The organism is Xanthomonas pisi DSM 18956, from assembly GCF_001010415.1.
Classification (GTDB): Bacteria; Pseudomonadota; Gammaproteobacteria; order Xanthomonadales; family Xanthomonadaceae; genus Xanthomonas; species Xanthomonas pisi.
In genome coordinates this window covers 1-16328 of the sequence record NZ_JPLE01000073.1, presented here as the reverse complement: position 1 = coordinate 16328, position 16328 = coordinate 1, and the positions used below count along the sequence as shown (strand labels likewise).

The following is a 16328-nucleotide window of genomic DNA, read 5'->3' as shown; positions in this document are numbered from 1 at the left end:
ACCGCTGACAAGACGCCGCATCGCATGCCTGAGGTGGCCTGCCAGCACGCATCACCGACACTCCTGTTCCGAGCGCGCCGTCCAGCTCCTGCCGATCCACCGTGCACCAGGTCGCTGCTCGCTCCGATTCCTCCCCTGCAAAGGAAGACTGCATGAAACTCGTACGTATTGGCGCCGAAGGCCACGAACGTCCCGGCGTGATCGACACCGCAGGCCAGATCCGCGACCTGAGCGGCGTCATCGACGATGTCGCCGGTGAGCACCTCACCAACGCCGGCCTGGAAAAGCTGCGCGCCTTGGACCTGTCCACGTTGCCGCTGATCGAGGGCGCGCCGCGCCATGGCGCCGCGGTGGGCCGCATCGGCAAGTTCATCTGCGTGGGCTTGAACTACGCCGACCACGCCGCCGAATCGGGCATGGACGTGCCGAAAATGCCGATTCTTTTCATGAAGGCCACCACCGCCGTGTGCGGCCCCAACGACACCGTCATCATCCCGCGCGGCTCGGTCAAGAGCGACTGGGAGGTGGAACTGGGCGTGGTGATCGGCGATATCGCACGCGATGTGTCGGTGGACGAGGCGCTCACTCATGTGGCCGGTTATGCGGTGATCAACGACCTGTCCGAGCGCGAGTTCCAGCTCGAGCATGGCGGCCAGTGGGTCAAGGGCAAGAGCGCCGACACCTTCGGCCCGATCGGCCCGTGGCTGGTCACCCGCGATGAAGTGCCGGACCCGCAGAACCTGTCGATGTGGCTGGAGGTCAACGGCCATCGTTACCAGAACGGCAGCACCCGCACGATGGTGTTCGGCGTGGCCGAGCTGGTCAGCCATATCAGCCGCTACATGACGCTGATGCCGGGCGATGTGATCAGCACCGGCACCCCGCCAGGCGTGGGCCTGGGCCAGAAGCCGCCGGTGTATTTGAAGCCGGGCGATCTGATGGAACTGGAGATCGAAGGACTGGGCCGCCAGCGTCAGCCGGTGGTGGCGCATCCGCGTGATGCTGTTTGAAGGTTGAGCTTGGTGATTTGAGCTGCGTGGCCTGAGCTTCGAGCTTCGAAGCCTGACGCATGAGGCATGACGCACGAAGAGCTGCTCCGTGCCAGAGAACGCACGAGGTGAGTGGACGGCAACGCAGTGCACACCATCACCCAACGCGATCTCGTCAGGAATACAGCTATCGGCACAGCAGCAGCGCACACATCGCGTGCCGCAGCCTGAGTCCCTCTCCCACCGGGAGAGGGGTTGGGGTGAGGGTACGCAACCCAGCCTTCCAACGGTTCTATGCAATGCACTGTGTTTTACGCACCACAGATTCAGTGCTGCACGGCACGTGACGCAGCCTGGTTCGCACAGGTGATTGAACGCATGCGCTGCGTGTTTGAGCACCTGAGTAACGTTCCATGCAGTTCCCAGCCACCGTCAGTGCACTGCACGCATCGGCAGGCAGCGATACCCACGCTGCGTGCGACGGCGCCACTTCCGGCGCTGCGCGCTCGTACCCTTACCCCTCTCCCGGTGGGAGAGGGGCTCAGGCGCACCGCTTCGCTCACGCTTTTTTGGCCCGTTTTTTCATTTCCCGCTTCCATCGCCCAGGACCTTCATGAGCACCATCGTCGCCCTCGATACCCACGACGTCCGCTTCCCCACCTCGCGCGAGCTCGATGGGTCGGACGCGATGAATCCCGATCCGGATTACTCGGCCGCCTACGTCGTACTACGCACCGATGCGCCGGATGACCTGGCCGGCTACGGCCTGGTATTCACCATCGGCCGCGGCAACGACGTGCAGACCGCTGCGGTGGCCGCACTGGCCGAGCATGTGGTCGGCCTCTCGGTCGAGGACGTCATCGCCGACCTGGGCGGCTTCGCGCGCCGGCTCACCAACGACTCGCAGCTACGCTGGCTGGGTCCGGAAAAGGGCGTGATGCACATGGCCATCGGCGCGGTGATCAACGCCGCCTGGGATCTGGCCGCACGCGCGGCGAAAAAACCGCTGTGGCGTTACATCGCCGAACTCACGCCCGAGCAGCTGGTCGACACCATCGACTTCCGCTACCTCACCGACGCGCTCACCCGCGATGAAGCGCTGGCCATGCTGCGCGCCGCGCAACCGCAGCGCGCGCAGCGCACCGCGCAGTTGATCGAGCAAGGCTACCCGGCCTATACCACCTCGCCCGGCTGGCTCGGCTACTCCGACGAAAAGCTGGTGCGGCTGGCCAAGGAAGCGGTCGCCGATGGCTTCCGCACCATCAAGCTCAAGGTCGGCGCCAACGTGCAGGACGACATCCGCCGCTGCCGCCTGGCGCGCGAAGCGATCGGCCCGGACATCGCGATGGCAGTGGATGCCAACCAGCGCTGGGACGTGGGCCCGGCAATCGACTGGATGCGCCAGCTGGCCGAGTTCGACATCGCCTGGATCGAAGAACCCACCAGTCCGGACGATGTGCTCGGTCACGCGGCGATCCGACAAGGCATCACGCCGGTGCCGGTCTCCACCGGCGAACACACCCAGAACCGGGTGATGTTCAAGCAACTGCTGCAGGCCGGCGCGGTAGACCTGATCCAGATCGATGCTGCGCGCGTCGGCGGCGTCAACGAAAACCTCGCCATCCTGCTGCTGGCCGCCAAATTCAATGTGCGCGTGTTCCCGCATGCCGGCGGCGTCGGCCTGTGCGAGCTGGTGCAGCATCTGGCGATGGCCGACTTCGTGGCCATCACCGGCCAGATGGAAGACCGTGCAATCGAATTCGTCGACCATCTGCATCAGCACTTCCTGGACCCGGTACGCATCCAGCACGGCCGCTACCTCGCCCCGCAGGTGCCCGGCTTCTCGGCAGAAATGCACGCGTCGTCGATTGCCGAATTCAGCTACCCGGATGGACGTTTCTGGGTGGAAGACCTGGCAGCCGGTCGACAGGGCTGACCAGCGCCCTCATCCGCCCTTCGGGCACCTTCTCCCGCTTGCGGGAGAAGGAAAGCGGGAGCGGAGCAACGACGAAGCAGAAATCAGAGCAGTGATGACTGCGAGGGCGAGAACGATAACGACGTCATGACTGCGAGGGGGAGAACGGTAGCATCGTCATGATTGCGAAGGCGAGAACGCTAGCCTAGTCGTGCCTGCGCGCGGGGAGAACAGTAGCGTCGTCATGGCGGCGCGCGGAAAATGCACGCTGCAGCCCCTTCGCCACCACCCTTCTCCCGCCTGCGGGAGAAGGTGCCCGCAGGGCGGATGAGGGACGCGACTCAGCCTTGCGCCGCCACCGCCTCACTCAACGCAAATATCCGCCCGGCCTCCCGCCATTTTTCCCCGGACGCACTGCCCGGCAGGGCTTTCTGAAACCGCCACATCAGCGCTTCCCATGCCTGGATCCGTGGATCGGCCGCATCGCGCGCGGCCTTGGCGGCCGGATCGTAGTCCTCGCCCACCTCCATCAGCATCACCAACCGATCGCCGCTGCGAAAGATCTCCAGTTCCAGGATGCCGGCCTGCTGCAAGGAAGCCACCACTTCCGGCCATACCTCGGCGGGCCGATGCCAGCGCTCATACTCGGCGATCAACGCCGCATCGTCGTGCAGATCCAGTACATAGCAAAGACGCGGCATGCTCAGGCTCCGGCAATCGCAGGCGCGACGCGACGTGCGCGCAACGCGAACAACAGGATCACGCCAAAGCACGCACCCGGCACCACCATCGCCCAGTGGATGCCAGCCATGTCCGACACCGCCCCCATGACCGCGGTGAGCAACGCGCCGCCGATGATGGACATCACCAGCAGGGAAGAGCCCAGCTTGCGCGCGTCGTCGTGCATGCCATCCAGGCCCAGCGCAAAGATGGTCGGGAACATCACCGACATGAACACGCTGGCGGCTACCAGCGCATACAACCCGGTCCAGCCTGGCAACGCGATGGCGACCGCACACAACACCAGGTTGATCGCGGCAAAACTCGCCAGCAGTCTGGCCGGCGCCAGATAGCGCAGCAAGGCGGTGCCGATAAAGCGGCCGGCCATGAACAACACCAGCGAGATGGTCAGATACGTGGCGGCGGTTTTTTCCGGCGTGCCCGGCACCGCATCCTGCAGGTAGCGGATCAGATAACTCCAGATGCCGACCTGCGCACCCACGTAGAAAAACTGCGCCACCACCGAAAACATGAAGCGTCGATTGCGCAGCAGTTCGCCGAAGCGTGCACGCTTGGGCGCCACGCCGCTGTCGCTCTCCGGCGCGCCGGTGGGAAAGCGCACCAGCGCGATCAGGATCGCCCACAGCACCACCACCGCGCCGATGATCAGATACGGCATCTGCACGGCTGAGGATTCCGCGGCAAAGAACGCCTCGCGCGCGGCTGGCGCCATTGCCGCCAGCTCGGCCGGCGTATGCTCCACCCCGGAGAAGATGAAATGCTGGCCGACCAGCACGCCGGTGATCGACCCCAGGGGATTGAACGCCTGCGCAAGATTCAGCCGCCGCGCCGCACCGTCGGCCGGGCCGAGGACGGTGACCAGTGGATTGGCGGTGGTTTCCAGGAAGGCCAGGCCGCTGGCGATCACGAACAAGGCCAGCAGGAACAACCAGTAGGTATGCACCTGCGCAGCCGGGTAGAACAGAAACGCCCCGCATGCATACAGCAGCAACCCGAGCACCACCGCGGCCTTGTAGCTGTAGCGGCGCATGAACATCGCCGCCGGCATCGCGAACACGAAATAGCCCATGTAGAAGGCGCTCTGCACCAGCCCGGCCTGCAGGTCGGTCAGCTCGAACGCCTTCTTGAACTGCTTGATCAGGATGTCGTTGAGGTTGTTGGCCATGCCCCACAAAAAGAACAGGCTGACGATCAACAACAGGGGAACCATGGCGGTACGCGCCAGGTTGCCGCGCGGTGACGCGGCAATGTCACTGTGATGCATGCGACCGATCCCCTCCCAAGGCTGTGGCGCTTGCGTTGCAATCTCGCGAGCGTACTGCGCACGCCAACGCCATGCAAATATAAAATCTTTGTTTATATTTGCACGCAAGCACCACACCTCACCCCTGCCCGCGATGCCTGTACCCTGGCGCGCCGCACCTTGCCTGGAACCGCAAACGGATGAGCCCCGAACCCGCCAAGTACCGCGCGCCGGCCCTGGACAAGGGGCTGGATATCCTCGAACTGCTCGCCCGTCAGGCGCAGCCGATGAGCATGGGCGCGATCTCGCAGGGCATCGGCCGCTCGCGCGGGGAGATCTTCCGCATGCTGCAGGTGCTGGAGGAGCGCGGCTATCTCACCCGCGACGGCGAAGGCGACTACGTGCTGACCAACCGGCTGTTCATGCTCGGCATGCAGCAGCCGCCCGTGCAGAGCATCAGCGAGGCCGCGTTGCCGGTGATGCGGCGGCTGGCCGATGCGATCTGCCAGCCCTGCCACCTGGTGGCGCCCTCGGGCGACCAGATCGTGGTGATCGCGCAAATGGACGTGCCCAGCGACCTGGGCCTGGTGGTGCGGCCGGGGCATCGCCGCCCGCTGACGCATTCCAGTTCCGGGCTGGTGTTGTTCGCCTTCCAGCAGCCGGACGTGCAGGCGCGCTGGCTGGAGATGCTGGACGCCAGCGAGGTGCCGTTCGAGCGTGCGCAGTTCCTGGCGGCCGCCGCGCAGGCACGCCGCGATGGCTACGCCATGCAGCCCAGCGAGGCAGTGGTGGGCGTGGTCGATCTGACCGCGCCGATCCTGCAAGGCGGCAACGCGACCTATACGTTGACGGTGCCGTTTATCGAACGCCGCCCGGAGCTGGTCGGCGCACGGGCGGCGCTGGACGCGCTGTGTGCGGCAACGGCAGAGATATCCGGCGCGCTGCACTGACCGCAACACGGCAGCGCACGTGGCGCTCCCGCAGCTCGCACAGGGTGTCCGACCCGGCGCGCTGAACCCGGCCGCAGCATTCCGGGCTCTGGCCATCGATCGGGACCGCGTGGCGACATCCAGTGCAGCGTGGTGTTCGATCGCTGGCCAGCGCCGTCCGATGCAGCCAGCGACACGGGGCTGCCACTGCCCGGTGCGTCTTCGATCACGCACCACCACGCGTGTTCTGCAGCGTGCTGCATGAGCTGAGGCACGACCGGCACGACAGGACGTCCGAGGCAAATCTCCCGCAGCCTGACACCCGCAGCGGCGCGACCGTCCTGGCGCATCCGGCACGACGCCACATGCCTTCGCACATAGCCCCGGCTATAAAGATCAGACCGACCTTCGCGTGCAGGCAAAACGCCCGAAAGCGGGTTTTGCGTTGTTACACTGCGCGCCCCTTGGGGAGTAGCCTGCTTTCGTTTATCGAAAGCGCCTGCATCAACATACTCGGCCATTGCGCCGTGGTGCAGGCAACCAGTTCCGGTTTGGCGAGACCAGCGGCATGCGTGCACAACAACGGTTGGCGCGGGCGCATGCCGTTGTGATCGTGCCCAACCCGAGAGTGTCGATGTCTCCTTTTTCCATTGTGTTGATCGGTTTTGCGATGTCCACCGATGCGTTTGCCGCAGCCATCGGCAAGGGCGCGGCAATGCGCAAACCGCACTGGCGCGATGCGCTGCGGGCCGGCGTGATCTTTGGCTGCATCGAAGCGATCACACCGGTGATCGGCTGGTTGCTTGGCCGCGCGGCGTCCAGCTATGTCTCTGCCTACGATCACTGGATCGCCTTCGTGCTGCTCGGCGCGCTGGGCACGCACATGATCGTGGCCGGCCTGCGTGCCGATCCCGACGATGCCGATGCGTTGGCCGATGCTCCGAAGAAAAACGGCCTGCTTGCACTGGCCGCCACCGGCTTTGCCACCAGCATTGATGCGATGGCGGTGGGCGTGAGCCTGGCATTTCTGGATGTGCACATCGGCGTGGTGGCCGTGGTGGTCGGCCTGTGCACTTTCAGCATGGTCACCGCCGGCATCATGCTGGGCCGCGTGCTCGGCAACCTGATCGGCAAACGCGCCGAGATTCTCGGCGGTTTGATCCTGGTGATCGTGGGCAGCGTCATTCTCTACGAACACTTGAGCGGTGCGGCGTAAGCGCCCTGCATCGCAGGAGCGCGCTGGCGCGCGATGAAGCAGTCTCGATAACGTCCCCTCGCGCGCCGGCGCGCTTCTACGCCGCATGACCTTGCCATCCGCGCGCGCGCAGTACCGCACGTTCATCGATGCCGCGTACATTCCTGCATCGCGTCAAACGTGCCGAGATTCTCGGCGGTTTGATCCTGGTGATCGTGGGCAGCGTCATTCTCTACGAACACTCGAGCGGCGCGGCGTAAGCACACTGCTTCCCGTAGGAGCGCACCTGGGCGCGATGGGGCGTTATCGATAAAGCCACTCGCGCCCAGGTGCGCTCCTACGCTGCATGGAATTGCGCCCCCCACGCGATGGGCATCATGGGGTGTCTGATCGATGCCGCGTGCATCCCCACATAGCGGGGCGATGGTAGAGATGCACCCCTCAGCGCTTTTTCGCATCGTGATACGCGCTGAGAAACGCGCGTAGCGAAGCCGGCTTTACCGGCTTGGTCAGCAGGCGGTAGCCGCGTTCGCGCGCGAGTTGCTTGAGTTCGTCGCGGCCATCGGCGGTGAGCAAGGCACCGGCAATCGGTGTCGATGCGGCGGCCTGCAGCGCATCCAGCGTGTCCAGGCCGTCCAGCCTGTCGTGCAGGTGATAGTCCACCAGCATCAGGTCCGGTTGTTCGAGCGCGCGCTCCAGCGCCTGATCCACGGTGCTGGCGGTGATCACCTCCACCTGCCAGCGGCCGAGCAGCGCACACATGCCGTCGAGAATCTCGCGGTCGTTGTCCACGCACAGCACGCGCAAGCCCGCCAACGAATCGCCGCTGGGCAATGCGCGCGCGGCAGGCGCCGGCAAGGGCGGCGTCACTGGCACGGCGGCCACGCGCGGCAGCAGGATCGAGAACATGCTGCCGCGGCCGACCTGGCTGCGCGCGCTCAGGTCGTGATCGAGCAGGCGCGAGATGCGCTGGCAGATCGACAGGCCCAGCCCCAGGCCCTGCTCGCCCCAGTCGAACGGTTGCTGGTAGCGACGGAACTCTTCGAAGATCTGCCGCATGTGGTGCTCGGGAATGCCCGGGCCGGTGTCCCACACCTGCAGCTCCACGTGGTCGCCGCGTCCGCGCATGCCCAGCACGATGCGGCCCTGGCGCGTGTAGCGCAGCGCATTGGCCAGGAAGTTCTGCATCACCCGCCGCAGCAGACGGCGGTCGCTGCGCACCCAGATCGGCCGGCTATGCACCTGCAAACGCAGGCCGCGGCTGGATGCGACCGGCGCATATTGCGCGGCCAGCTCGTGCATCAATGCGCTGGCATCGAAGTCTTCGACCGTGGGGCGCAGCCCGCCGGCATCCAGGCGCGAGACATCGAGCAGGCCGTCGAGCAATTCCTCGGCCGCACGCAGCGAGGCATCCACACGCTCGGCCAGATGGCGTTGTTCTTCGTTGTTCTGATGGCTCTCGCGCAAGGCGGACGCGAACAGCCGCGCGGCATTGAGCGGCTGCAGCACGTCGTGGCTGATGGCGGCCAGAAAGCGCGTCTTGGACTGCTGCGCCAGCTCCGCCTCGCGCGAGCGGTCGGCCACGCGCTGCTCCAGGTTCTCGTTGGCGTCCAGCAGCGCGCGCTCGGCGCGCTTGTAGTCGGTGATGTCGTTGTAGCTGGTGACATAGCCGCCGCCGGGCAGCGCCTGCCCGCGCATTTCGATCACCTTGCCGTCGCTGCGGGTACGCTCGAACACGTGCGGCGAACCGGCGCGCATGTAGCGGATGCGGCGATCGATCTGGTCTTCGATATCGCCCTCGCCCAACTCGCCGCGCTCGGCGTTGTAGCGGATCAGGTCGGCCACCGGGCGGCCGACGTACAACATGCCGTCCGGATAGCCGAACAATTGCTGATAGCGCCGATTCCACGCGGTCAGGCGCATCTCCGGGTCGACCACGCTGACCGCGGCGCTGATGTTTTCCAGCGTGGTGGACAGGATCTCGCGATTGAAGCGCAGTTCCTGGCCGGCTTCGTCCAGCACCGCCACCACCTCGCCCAGCTCCATGCCCGAGCCGCGCAGCAGGCTGGTCAGCACCAGCCGCGCCGACGCCGCGCCGATCGAGGCGGCCAGCAGACGCTCGGTGAACTGCACCCAGGCGCGGTCGGCGACCACCGTCGGTTGCAGCTCGCGCTCCAGCAGCACCGCCTGGTCGACAAAGGCGCGATGCGCATGCCGCTCGCCCACCACCCGCTCGGCCAGCGCCTGCAGATCGGCCACGCGCACATGGCCGGGCCAGTCGCCGGCCACCGCCGGACGCTGCGCATACGGATCCAGGAACGGCGCGGCGCGCAGGCGCTCGTTGACGCCGGGACGCCAGCGCGCCGACACCAGCATCATCGCGCCGACATTGATCAGCAACGACCAGAAGGTGCCATGCGCCAACGGGTCCCAGCCGCGCATGCCGAACAGTTGCTGCGGCTGCAACCAGGCGATGCCGAACGGCCCGTCCGCCAGCCACTCCGGCTGCAACCAGCCCGCGCGCGTGGCCGCCGGCAGCAGCAGCGTGTAGATCCAGGTCGCAAAGCCCAGCACCATGCCGGTTTCCACGCCCTTGCGGCTGGCGCCGCGCCAGTACAACCCGCCGATCAGGCCCGGTGCGAACTGGGCCACTGCCGCAAACGCCATCAAGCCATACGCCGCCAGGGTGGTGTCGTTGGCCACGCTGCGGTGGTAGCCATAGGCGATCAGGGCCAGCAGCAGGATGGCGACACGGCGGATCCACAGCACCCTTGAGGCCACCGACGCGCGCGCATCGGCACTGCCGCGCCGACGCAACAAGACCGGCATCACCAGGTCGTTGCTGACCATGGTGGCCAGGGCGATGCTGGCCACGATCACCATGCCGGTGGCGGCCGAAAACCCGCCCACATAGGCCACCAGCGCCAGCACCGTGTTGCCCTGGCTCAGCGGCAGGGCCAGCACCACCGCATCGTCCACCACCGCGCTGCCCTTGCCGAACAAGGCGATGCCGGCCGAGGCGATGGGCACCACCATCGCCGAAATGATCACCAGGTACGCACCGAACAGCCAGCGTGCGCGACGGATGTCGCCCACATCGCTGCATTCGACCACCGCCACGTGGAATTGCCGCGGCAGGCAGATCACCGCCAGAAAACTCAGCAGCGTCTGCGAGATGAATCCCACCGATGGCGTGTGTTCGAACAAGGTGCGCGCCGAATCGGCGATGTGCAGCTGGTGATCGCTCAACCACAGCCACGCAAACAGCCCCACCGCCACGATGGCGATCAGCTTGATCACCGACTCCAGCGCGATGGCCAGCATCATGCCGTGGTGGTGCTCGGTGGCATCCACCTGGCGGGTGCCGAACAAGGTGGCGAACAACGCCATCAGCAGCGCCACATACAACGCCGGATCGGCAAAGATCCCGCGCCCGGCGCTGCTATGCCCGGTCAGCACTTCCAGGCTCATCGCCACCGCTTTGTACTGCAGGGCCAGATACGGGACGATGCCGACCAGTGCGATCACCGCCACCAACGCGGCCAGCCGCCGCGAGCGGCCATAGCGCGAAGAAATGAAGTCGGCGATGGAGACGGTGTTTTCGGCGCGTGCGATCAGCGCCAGCCGCTCGATGATGCGCCAGCCGAACAGCAGCAACAGCAGCGGGCCGAGATAGATCGGCAGATAGCCGATGCCGTTGCGCACCGCCGAGCCCACCGCGCCGTAGAACGTCCACGACGAGCAGTACACCGCCAGCGCCAGGCTGTAGACCGCCGGGCGCAGCCACGGCCGCTCCGGATACATCGGCCGGCGGTCGCCCCACCACGCCACCCCGAACAGCAGCGCGGCGTAACCCAGCGAGACCAGCAGCAGTATCCAGCTCGAGACCAATGGGTGTCCTAGGCGGCGCGATGCGAACCTGGGAGTTTACGCAGTGGGGAACAGCGCGTGGGCGGCGGGGCGCTGCCGGTGGTGGATTGGGCAGCTGGGCGCTGTGCGTGGACGGCTGGAGAAGCTGGAATGGGGTGGCTGCCCCCATCCGCCCTTCGGGCACCTTCCCCCGCAGGCGGGGGAAGGGAGAGGAACGAACGAGAACGGAAGGCCGGTTGCCAGCTCCACTGGCTGTGGGCTTCAGGCTTTTCGATCCCGGATCTGGGTTGGAGCGTTACCTTTGGGCTGTAGCTGTAGCTGTAGCTTTGCCTTTGGCTCTCGCAACGACAATCTCAAAACTGCCGGCAACCTCCCCTCTCCCCCGCGGGGGAGAGGGTGCCCGAAGGGCGGGTGAGGGCCACAGGTGAGGACCACTGGCGACAACCGCCGCAGACACCCCTCAGCCCGGCAGACGCACGCGCACCTGATACCTGCGCCCGGCAACGATGCCGTGCACGCGCTGGTCCGGGCAGGGAGCGCCATCCACCTCGACCTCGACCTGTGTGCGCCCCGACTCACGCGTCAACACAACCTCGAACTGGGCACCGCGAAATTGCCGCGTCACCTGCGCATTGGGCCAATGCGAAGGCAGCTGCGGGCGGATCGCCAACGCATCGCCCTCGCCGACCAGGCCGAACAAGCCCTCCAGCACGCAGCGATACACCCACGCCACCGTGCCGGTGTTGAACAACTGGCTCGAGCGCCCGGCGGTACGTGGGTACTGATGCCACGCGCCACGGTAGTAGTTGGGCAGCGACACCGGCAGATGACCGCGCTGCAGCACGTCCTCGCGGGTCGGGCCCGGCAGCATCGCGCGCAGGATCTCCCAGGCGCGATCGGCCTCGCCAATCTGGTACAGGCTGTACAGATAGAACGCCACCGCGTGGTTGTAGACCGCCCCGTTCTCCGCCGCGCCCGGCCATTTCTGGGTGAGGCGCCCCACGTCGTCGCGCATGCGGGTGTAGGCCGGTGCCAGCATGACCGGGCCATACGGCGTGTGCAGTTGCTCGCGTACCGCCTCCAGCAGCGCCGCGCGTTGCTGCGCATCGGCGGTCCCGGCCAACAGCGCAAAACTCTGTGGATTGAGATAGATGCGGCCCTCCACATCGTCGGCGATCCCGAAGCGCACCCCGTCGTCGGTGATGCCGCGCGCATACCAGTTGCCGTCCCACAGTTCGCGGTTGGCATCGGCATTGACCGTGCCCACGGCCTGGCCGAATGTCTCCGCCTGCGCGGTGCGTCCATGCGCTGCGCAGATGTCGGACCACAGGCGCAACGCATAGGCGGTGGCCACGGTGAGCCAGCCGGAGACGCCCTTGCCGCGCCAGCCGACCATGTTCATCGGGTCGTTCCAATCGCCTTGTGCAATGAAGCTCAGGCCGCGCGCATCGCGCGCATCCAGCAACCACTGCATGGCCGCATCCAGTCGCTCGGCAACGCTGCGCGATTGACCGTCGTGCGTGTGCACCATCGCCTCCAGCACGCTGGCATCGCCGGTTTCGGCAAGATACGCACTCAGGAAAATCGGCAACCACACGCAATGGTCGGTATGCGGCACCTGGTTGATGTATTTCAGCTCGGCGCCTTCCACCAGCAGGATGCCGTCCGGCATCGCGCCGCTGGGTTCCTGCTGCGACAAGGCATGCAGCAACGCCGCACGCGCGGTGGCCGGCTGCAGGTAGGCCATGCCCATGTGGTCCTGCAGATAGTTGCGCGTCTGCGGATCGGTGGTCAGGCGATTGACGTCGCCGTGATAGAACACCTGCCGTGGCAACCAATGGTTGACCAGGTTGTCCAGCGCCGCATCCGGCGTTGCGATCTGCACGCAACCATGGCCGGCCTGCAGATAGTGCGCATAGCCGCGCGCCGCCGCAGCGAAGCCTTCCTGCGATAGATAACGCGCACGCAGCGCGGCGATTTCCGCATCGTCCTTGGCCGGCCCGAATGCAAAGCGGTATACGCTGGTCGCGTCGGCTTGCAGACTCAGCCGATATTGCAGCGCGGCGGCCGGCGTTTCGTAATGCGCCTCGCGGTTGCCCAGCTGCTCGGCCTGGATGGCAGAAGGCGCATGCAGGCCGCCCTCGCCTTCGAACGCCTGTTGCTGCGCGTCCCATGCCACCGGCGGTTGCTCGTGCAGCAGGAAGGTGCAGTCCTTGAAATCGCGCTGACGAAAGTAATCGTCCACTTTTTGATAGGGCGCCACGCTGCGGCAGACGATGCCGCCCAGCGCCGGCTCGTAGCCGCCGGATTGATGCATCCACGACATGTAGCCGACCGGGAAATACACATACAGGCTCAACCGCCGCGCGCGCCCGGAGGCGTTCTGCACGCGGCATTCCCACAGTTCCACCGCATCGTCGGTGGGCAAGGCCACGCACAGCTCCACCACGATGTCGTCATGCTGCACGCGCCAACGCACATCGTGCTTGCCGGCGGAGAATTCGAAGGCCTGCGGTTGCGCACGCACCGGCTCGTACGGCACCGAGTACAGCGCGCCGCTGTCTTCGTCCTTGAGATAGAAAAAACGCCCGGGGTGATGCGCGTAATACGGCTGCTCGGGCATCATGAAGTTGCGTGCTTCCAGCACCGGCGCATGCGCGTACTTGGATGGCTCCGGCTGCATGAACTGGCCGGTGGCATAGCCGCGGCAGGTCAGCTGCAACATCATGCGGCGGTTCCACAGGAAACTGCCGGCATTGGGCATGGCGGTCGGGCTGTAGAGCGCGTAGCGCGTGCCATCGGCGCTGGGCGCCATCAAGGTGGACAATGAGGCGGACGCAGCAGTGGGCGTTGCAGACACGGTCAGGGATGCTCCGGTTCGTCGCGCTTGCGCGCGGCCAGTTCGTGCTGGATCCGGCTCAGCAGGCCGTCATCCAGCGGATAGAAACGCATGGTCCAGGCAGCCAGCAGCGCGACCGCTCCAGGGATCACCGTCAGCAGCAGCACGATGCCGGTCAACGACCCGGTGGACTGCGCACTGTTGGCCACATAGCCCATCCCGGCCAGCACCCAGGCGATGCCGGCCGAGGCCAGCGCGCCGCCAAGCTTTTGCGAAAACGTCGCCGCCGCAAAGGTCATCGCGGTCGCGCGTCGGCCGGTGCGCCATTCGGTGTAGTCGGCGCTGTCGGCATACATCGAAAACGCCAGCGGCGACTTCGGCCCCAGCGCCAGGCCGATCAACATGTTCAACGCGAAGATCGCCCATACCGCATCGGCAGGCACGAAGAACATCGCACAACTCAACAAACCGACGATCACCATCAGCCCGCACATCAGCTGACGCTTGTCCCAACGCCGCGTCAGCAATGGGGTGATGGCTGCACCTACGCCCAAGGCCACCGAGTAGCTGCCCAGGAACAGACCGACCAGATCCGGGCGTTGCACGTAGTACTTGAGGTAGTACACGCCTGCACCACCGCGCATGGTGATCGTGATCATGATGATCAACGACAGCACGAACAACACGCACCACGGTTTGTTCTGTAGCAGATCGGCGATGTCGCGCCGGATCGGTGTGCGTTGTTGCGGGGGCGGTTGTACGCGCTCGCGCGTGGTCAATGCCACGGTGACAAACAACACCAGCGCCACTGCGCCGTACAGCATCATCGTGCGCTGCCAGCCCAGCGCATCGTTGCCGCCGCCGAACCAGCGCACCAGATCCATCGTGAAGTAATTGACCAACGTGGTGCCTGCAAACGCACCGATGAAACGCAGGCTGATCAGCCCGGTACGCTGCTGGCTGTCGGCGGTGATCACGCCCGACAAGGCCGAGTACGGAATGCTCACCACCGTGTAGGCCAGCATCATCACCAGGAAGGTGACCGTGGCCCACAGCATGCGCCCGTGTTGATCCAGATCCGGCGTGGTGTAGGCAAGCACGCCGGTCAGCGCCATCGGCACCGCGCCCCACAACAGATACGGACGGAACTTGCCCCAGCGACTGCGGGTACGGTCGGCGATGGCGCCCATGGCCGGGTCGGCGATCGCATCGGCGATCTTGGTCAACAGGATCACCGTGCCCACCGTTGCGGCCGGCAGATGCATGGTGTCGGTATAGAAGATCAGCAGAAACGCCGAGATGTTGGCCCAATACAGATTCAGGCCCAGATCGCCGGCGCCATAGCCCAACTTTTCGCGCCAGCGCAGGCGCGCCGATGCAGGAGACGGTGCGGGTGTTGACGTCATCGACAGACCTTCGGATGCGTTGTACCCGGCCGGGCACGCCGTTACGCTGGGTGCCCGCTCACCTGGCAAGGAGCGCCGACGCTACACCACGCATCGGCTGCCGCCAACGTGAAATCGGCTCGAATGCCGAATCGATCCGGAGATATAACCTGACGTGATGGACACCGCCGTACCCGCCAAGCTCGCGTCCGCTTCGCCCATGGCCATCGTTGTGATGGGCGTCTCGGGCAGCGGCAAGACCACCATCGCGCAGGCGCTGGCCGCGCATTACCGCTTCCGTTTTCTGGATGCCGACGACTATCACAGCGTGGCCGCACGCGCCCAGATGGCGGCCGGCCAACCGCTGACCGACGCCATGCGTCTGCCCTGGGTGGAACTGCTGGCCGCCACCTTGCGCGAGCGCGTGCAGGCCGGCGAATCGGTGGTGCTGGCGTTCTCCGGCTTGCGCAGCACGCACCGCCAATTGCTGCGCGGCAGCGGCGTGCCGATGCGCTTTGTGTTCCTGCATGCGGCGCCGCATGTGATTGCCGCACGCCTGAGCGCACGCGCCGGTCACTTCATGCCGCCAAGCCTGCTCGACAGCCAGCTGCAGACGCTGGAGCTGCCGCTGGACGAGGCGGACGTGGTGTCGGTCGATGTGGATGCCACGGTACCGGAGGTGGTGCAGGATGCGATCGCGCAGTTGGCGCTGACCGCTCCGGCTGCAGCGCAGACAGCCACGCACTCGCCGCAACGCGCGTGACGCGCCGAACTCATCGCTGATGCGTGCGCATGATCGTTCCTTCTCCCCTCGGGAGAAGGTGGCGCAAAGCGCCGGATGAGGGTACGTGCGGAGCCTCGTGCTGCTGGGATATGGAAGGGCTTCGCCCCCGTACCCTCACCCCAACCCCTCTCCCGGTGGGAGCCGGGCTCACCTCGCGCCGGGAGAGGGCTTATCTCGCCACGGGACGTGCATGAGTGAGTGAGCGTACGCCCGATCGTTCCTTCTCCCATCGGGAGAAGGTGGCGCGAAGCGCCGGATGAGGGTACGTGCGAAGCCTCGTGCAGCTGGGATATGGAAGGGCTTCGCCCCCGTACCCTCACCCCAACCCCTCTCCCGGTGGGGGCCGCGCTCAGCTCGCGCCGGGAGAGGGCTTATCTCGCCACGGGACGTGCATGAGGGAGTGGGCGTACGCCCGATCGTTCCTTCTCCCATCGGGAC

10 protein-coding genes and 1 riboswitch are annotated in these 16328 nt (G+C 65.9%); of the genes, 5 read left to right on the top strand and 5 right to left on the bottom strand.

The annotated features are described in order from the left end of the window. Positions 1 to 152: 152 nt before the first annotated feature. Both Y887_RS15270 and Y887_RS15265 read left to right on the top strand, forming a co-directional pair. Entirely contained in the window at positions 153 to 1010 is an 858-nt protein-coding gene (locus Y887_RS15270) for a fumarylacetoacetate hydrolase family protein (protein ID WP_046965158.1), read from the top strand. Between the two features lie 592 nt (positions 1011 to 1602). After that, entirely contained in the window at positions 1603 to 2925 is a 1323-nt protein-coding gene (locus Y887_RS15265; protein WP_046965157.1) for an L-fuconate dehydratase, read from the top strand. A gap of 320 nt (positions 2926 to 3245) precedes the next feature. Here Y887_RS15265 and Y887_RS15260 read toward each other — a convergent pair whose 3' ends face one another. Continuing rightward, entirely contained in the window at positions 3246 to 3605 is a 360-nt protein-coding gene (locus Y887_RS15260; RefSeq protein WP_046965156.1) for an L-fucose mutarotase, read from the bottom strand. 2 nt (positions 3606 to 3607) lie between these two features. After that, positions 3608 to 4909: an L-fucose:H+ symporter permease gene (gene fucP / locus Y887_RS15255; protein ID WP_046965155.1), complete on the bottom strand. Its 1302-nt coding sequence runs from the start codon at positions 4907 to 4909 to the stop codon at positions 3608 to 3610. A gap of 179 nt (positions 4910 to 5088) precedes the next feature. Here fucP and Y887_RS15250 point away from each other — a divergent pair, with 179 nt between their 5' ends. Together Y887_RS15250 and Y887_RS15245 are read left to right on the top strand one after the other, a co-directional pair. Beyond that, positions 5089 to 5838, top strand: coding sequence for an IclR family transcriptional regulator (locus Y887_RS15250; RefSeq protein ID WP_046965154.1), 750 nt, complete (start codon positions 5089 to 5091; stop codon positions 5836 to 5838). 439 nt (positions 5839 to 6277) lie between these two features. Continuing rightward, positions 6278 to 6439: riboswitch (yybP-ykoY riboswitch) on the top strand. Between the two features lie 12 nt (positions 6440 to 6451). Then, positions 6452 to 7033 (top strand): manganese efflux pump MntP, encoded by a 582-nt coding sequence (locus Y887_RS15245; RefSeq protein ID WP_046965175.1) that lies wholly within the window; start codon positions 6452 to 6454, stop codon positions 7031 to 7033. Positions 7034 to 7453: 420 nt separating this feature from the next. On the opposite strand, the gene Y887_RS15240 is transcribed toward Y887_RS15245, so the two are convergent. The 3 genes from Y887_RS15240 to Y887_RS15230 all read right to left on the bottom strand — a co-directional run bounded on the left by Y887_RS15240 (position 7454) and on the right by Y887_RS15230 (position 15127). Next, positions 7454 to 10903, bottom strand: a complete 3450-nt coding sequence (locus tag Y887_RS15240; RefSeq protein ID WP_046965153.1) for a hybrid sensor histidine kinase/response regulator — start codon at positions 10901 to 10903, stop codon at positions 7454 to 7456. A 439-nt stretch (positions 10904 to 11342) separates the two neighbouring features. After that, on the bottom strand, positions 11343 to 13742 hold the full coding sequence (locus Y887_RS15235) for a GH36-type glycosyl hydrolase domain-containing protein (RefSeq protein ID WP_181113171.1): 2400 nt from the start codon (positions 13740 to 13742) through the stop codon (positions 11343 to 11345). 2 nt (positions 13743 to 13744) lie between these two features. Then, entirely contained in the window at positions 13745 to 15127 is a 1383-nt protein-coding gene (locus tag Y887_RS15230; RefSeq protein ID WP_046965151.1) for an MFS transporter, read from the bottom strand. A gap of 157 nt (positions 15128 to 15284) precedes the next feature. On the opposite strand from Y887_RS15230, the gene Y887_RS15225 reads away from it, so the two are divergent. Then, positions 15285 to 15869 carry a gluconokinase gene (locus Y887_RS15225; protein WP_046965150.1) on the top strand — a complete coding sequence of 195 codons (585 nt, stop codon included), beginning with the start codon at positions 15285 to 15287 and terminating at the stop codon, positions 15867 to 15869. Positions 15870 to 16328: the final 459 nt, after the last annotated feature.

Excerpts from the sequence above, each read along its gene's own strand:
- Y887_RS15225 (WP_046965150.1), top strand. The coding sequence starts at position 15,285 with ATGGACACCGCCGTACCCGCCAAGCTCGCGTCCGCTTCGCCCATGGCC.
- Y887_RS15260 (WP_046965156.1), bottom strand. The coding sequence starts at position 3,605 with ATGCCGCGTCTTTGCTATGTACTGGATCTGCACGACGATGCGGCGTTG.
- Y887_RS15230 (WP_046965151.1), bottom strand. The coding sequence starts at position 15,127 with ATGACGTCAACACCCGCACCGTCTCCTGCATCGGCGCGCCTGCGCTGG.
- Y887_RS15265 (WP_046965157.1), top strand. The coding sequence starts at position 1,603 with ATGAGCACCATCGTCGCCCTCGATACCCACGACGTCCGCTTCCCCACC.
- Y887_RS15270 (WP_046965158.1), top strand. The coding sequence starts at position 153 with ATGAAACTCGTACGTATTGGCGCCGAAGGCCACGAACGTCCCGGCGTG.
- Y887_RS15245 (WP_046965175.1), top strand. The coding sequence starts at position 6,452 with ATGTCTCCTTTTTCCATTGTGTTGATCGGTTTTGCGATGTCCACCGAT.
- Y887_RS15250 (WP_046965154.1), top strand. The coding sequence starts at position 5,089 with ATGAGCCCCGAACCCGCCAAGTACCGCGCGCCGGCCCTGGACAAGGGG.
- fucP (WP_046965155.1), bottom strand. The coding sequence starts at position 4,909 with ATGCATCACAGTGACATTGCCGCGTCACCGCGCGGCAACCTGGCGCGT.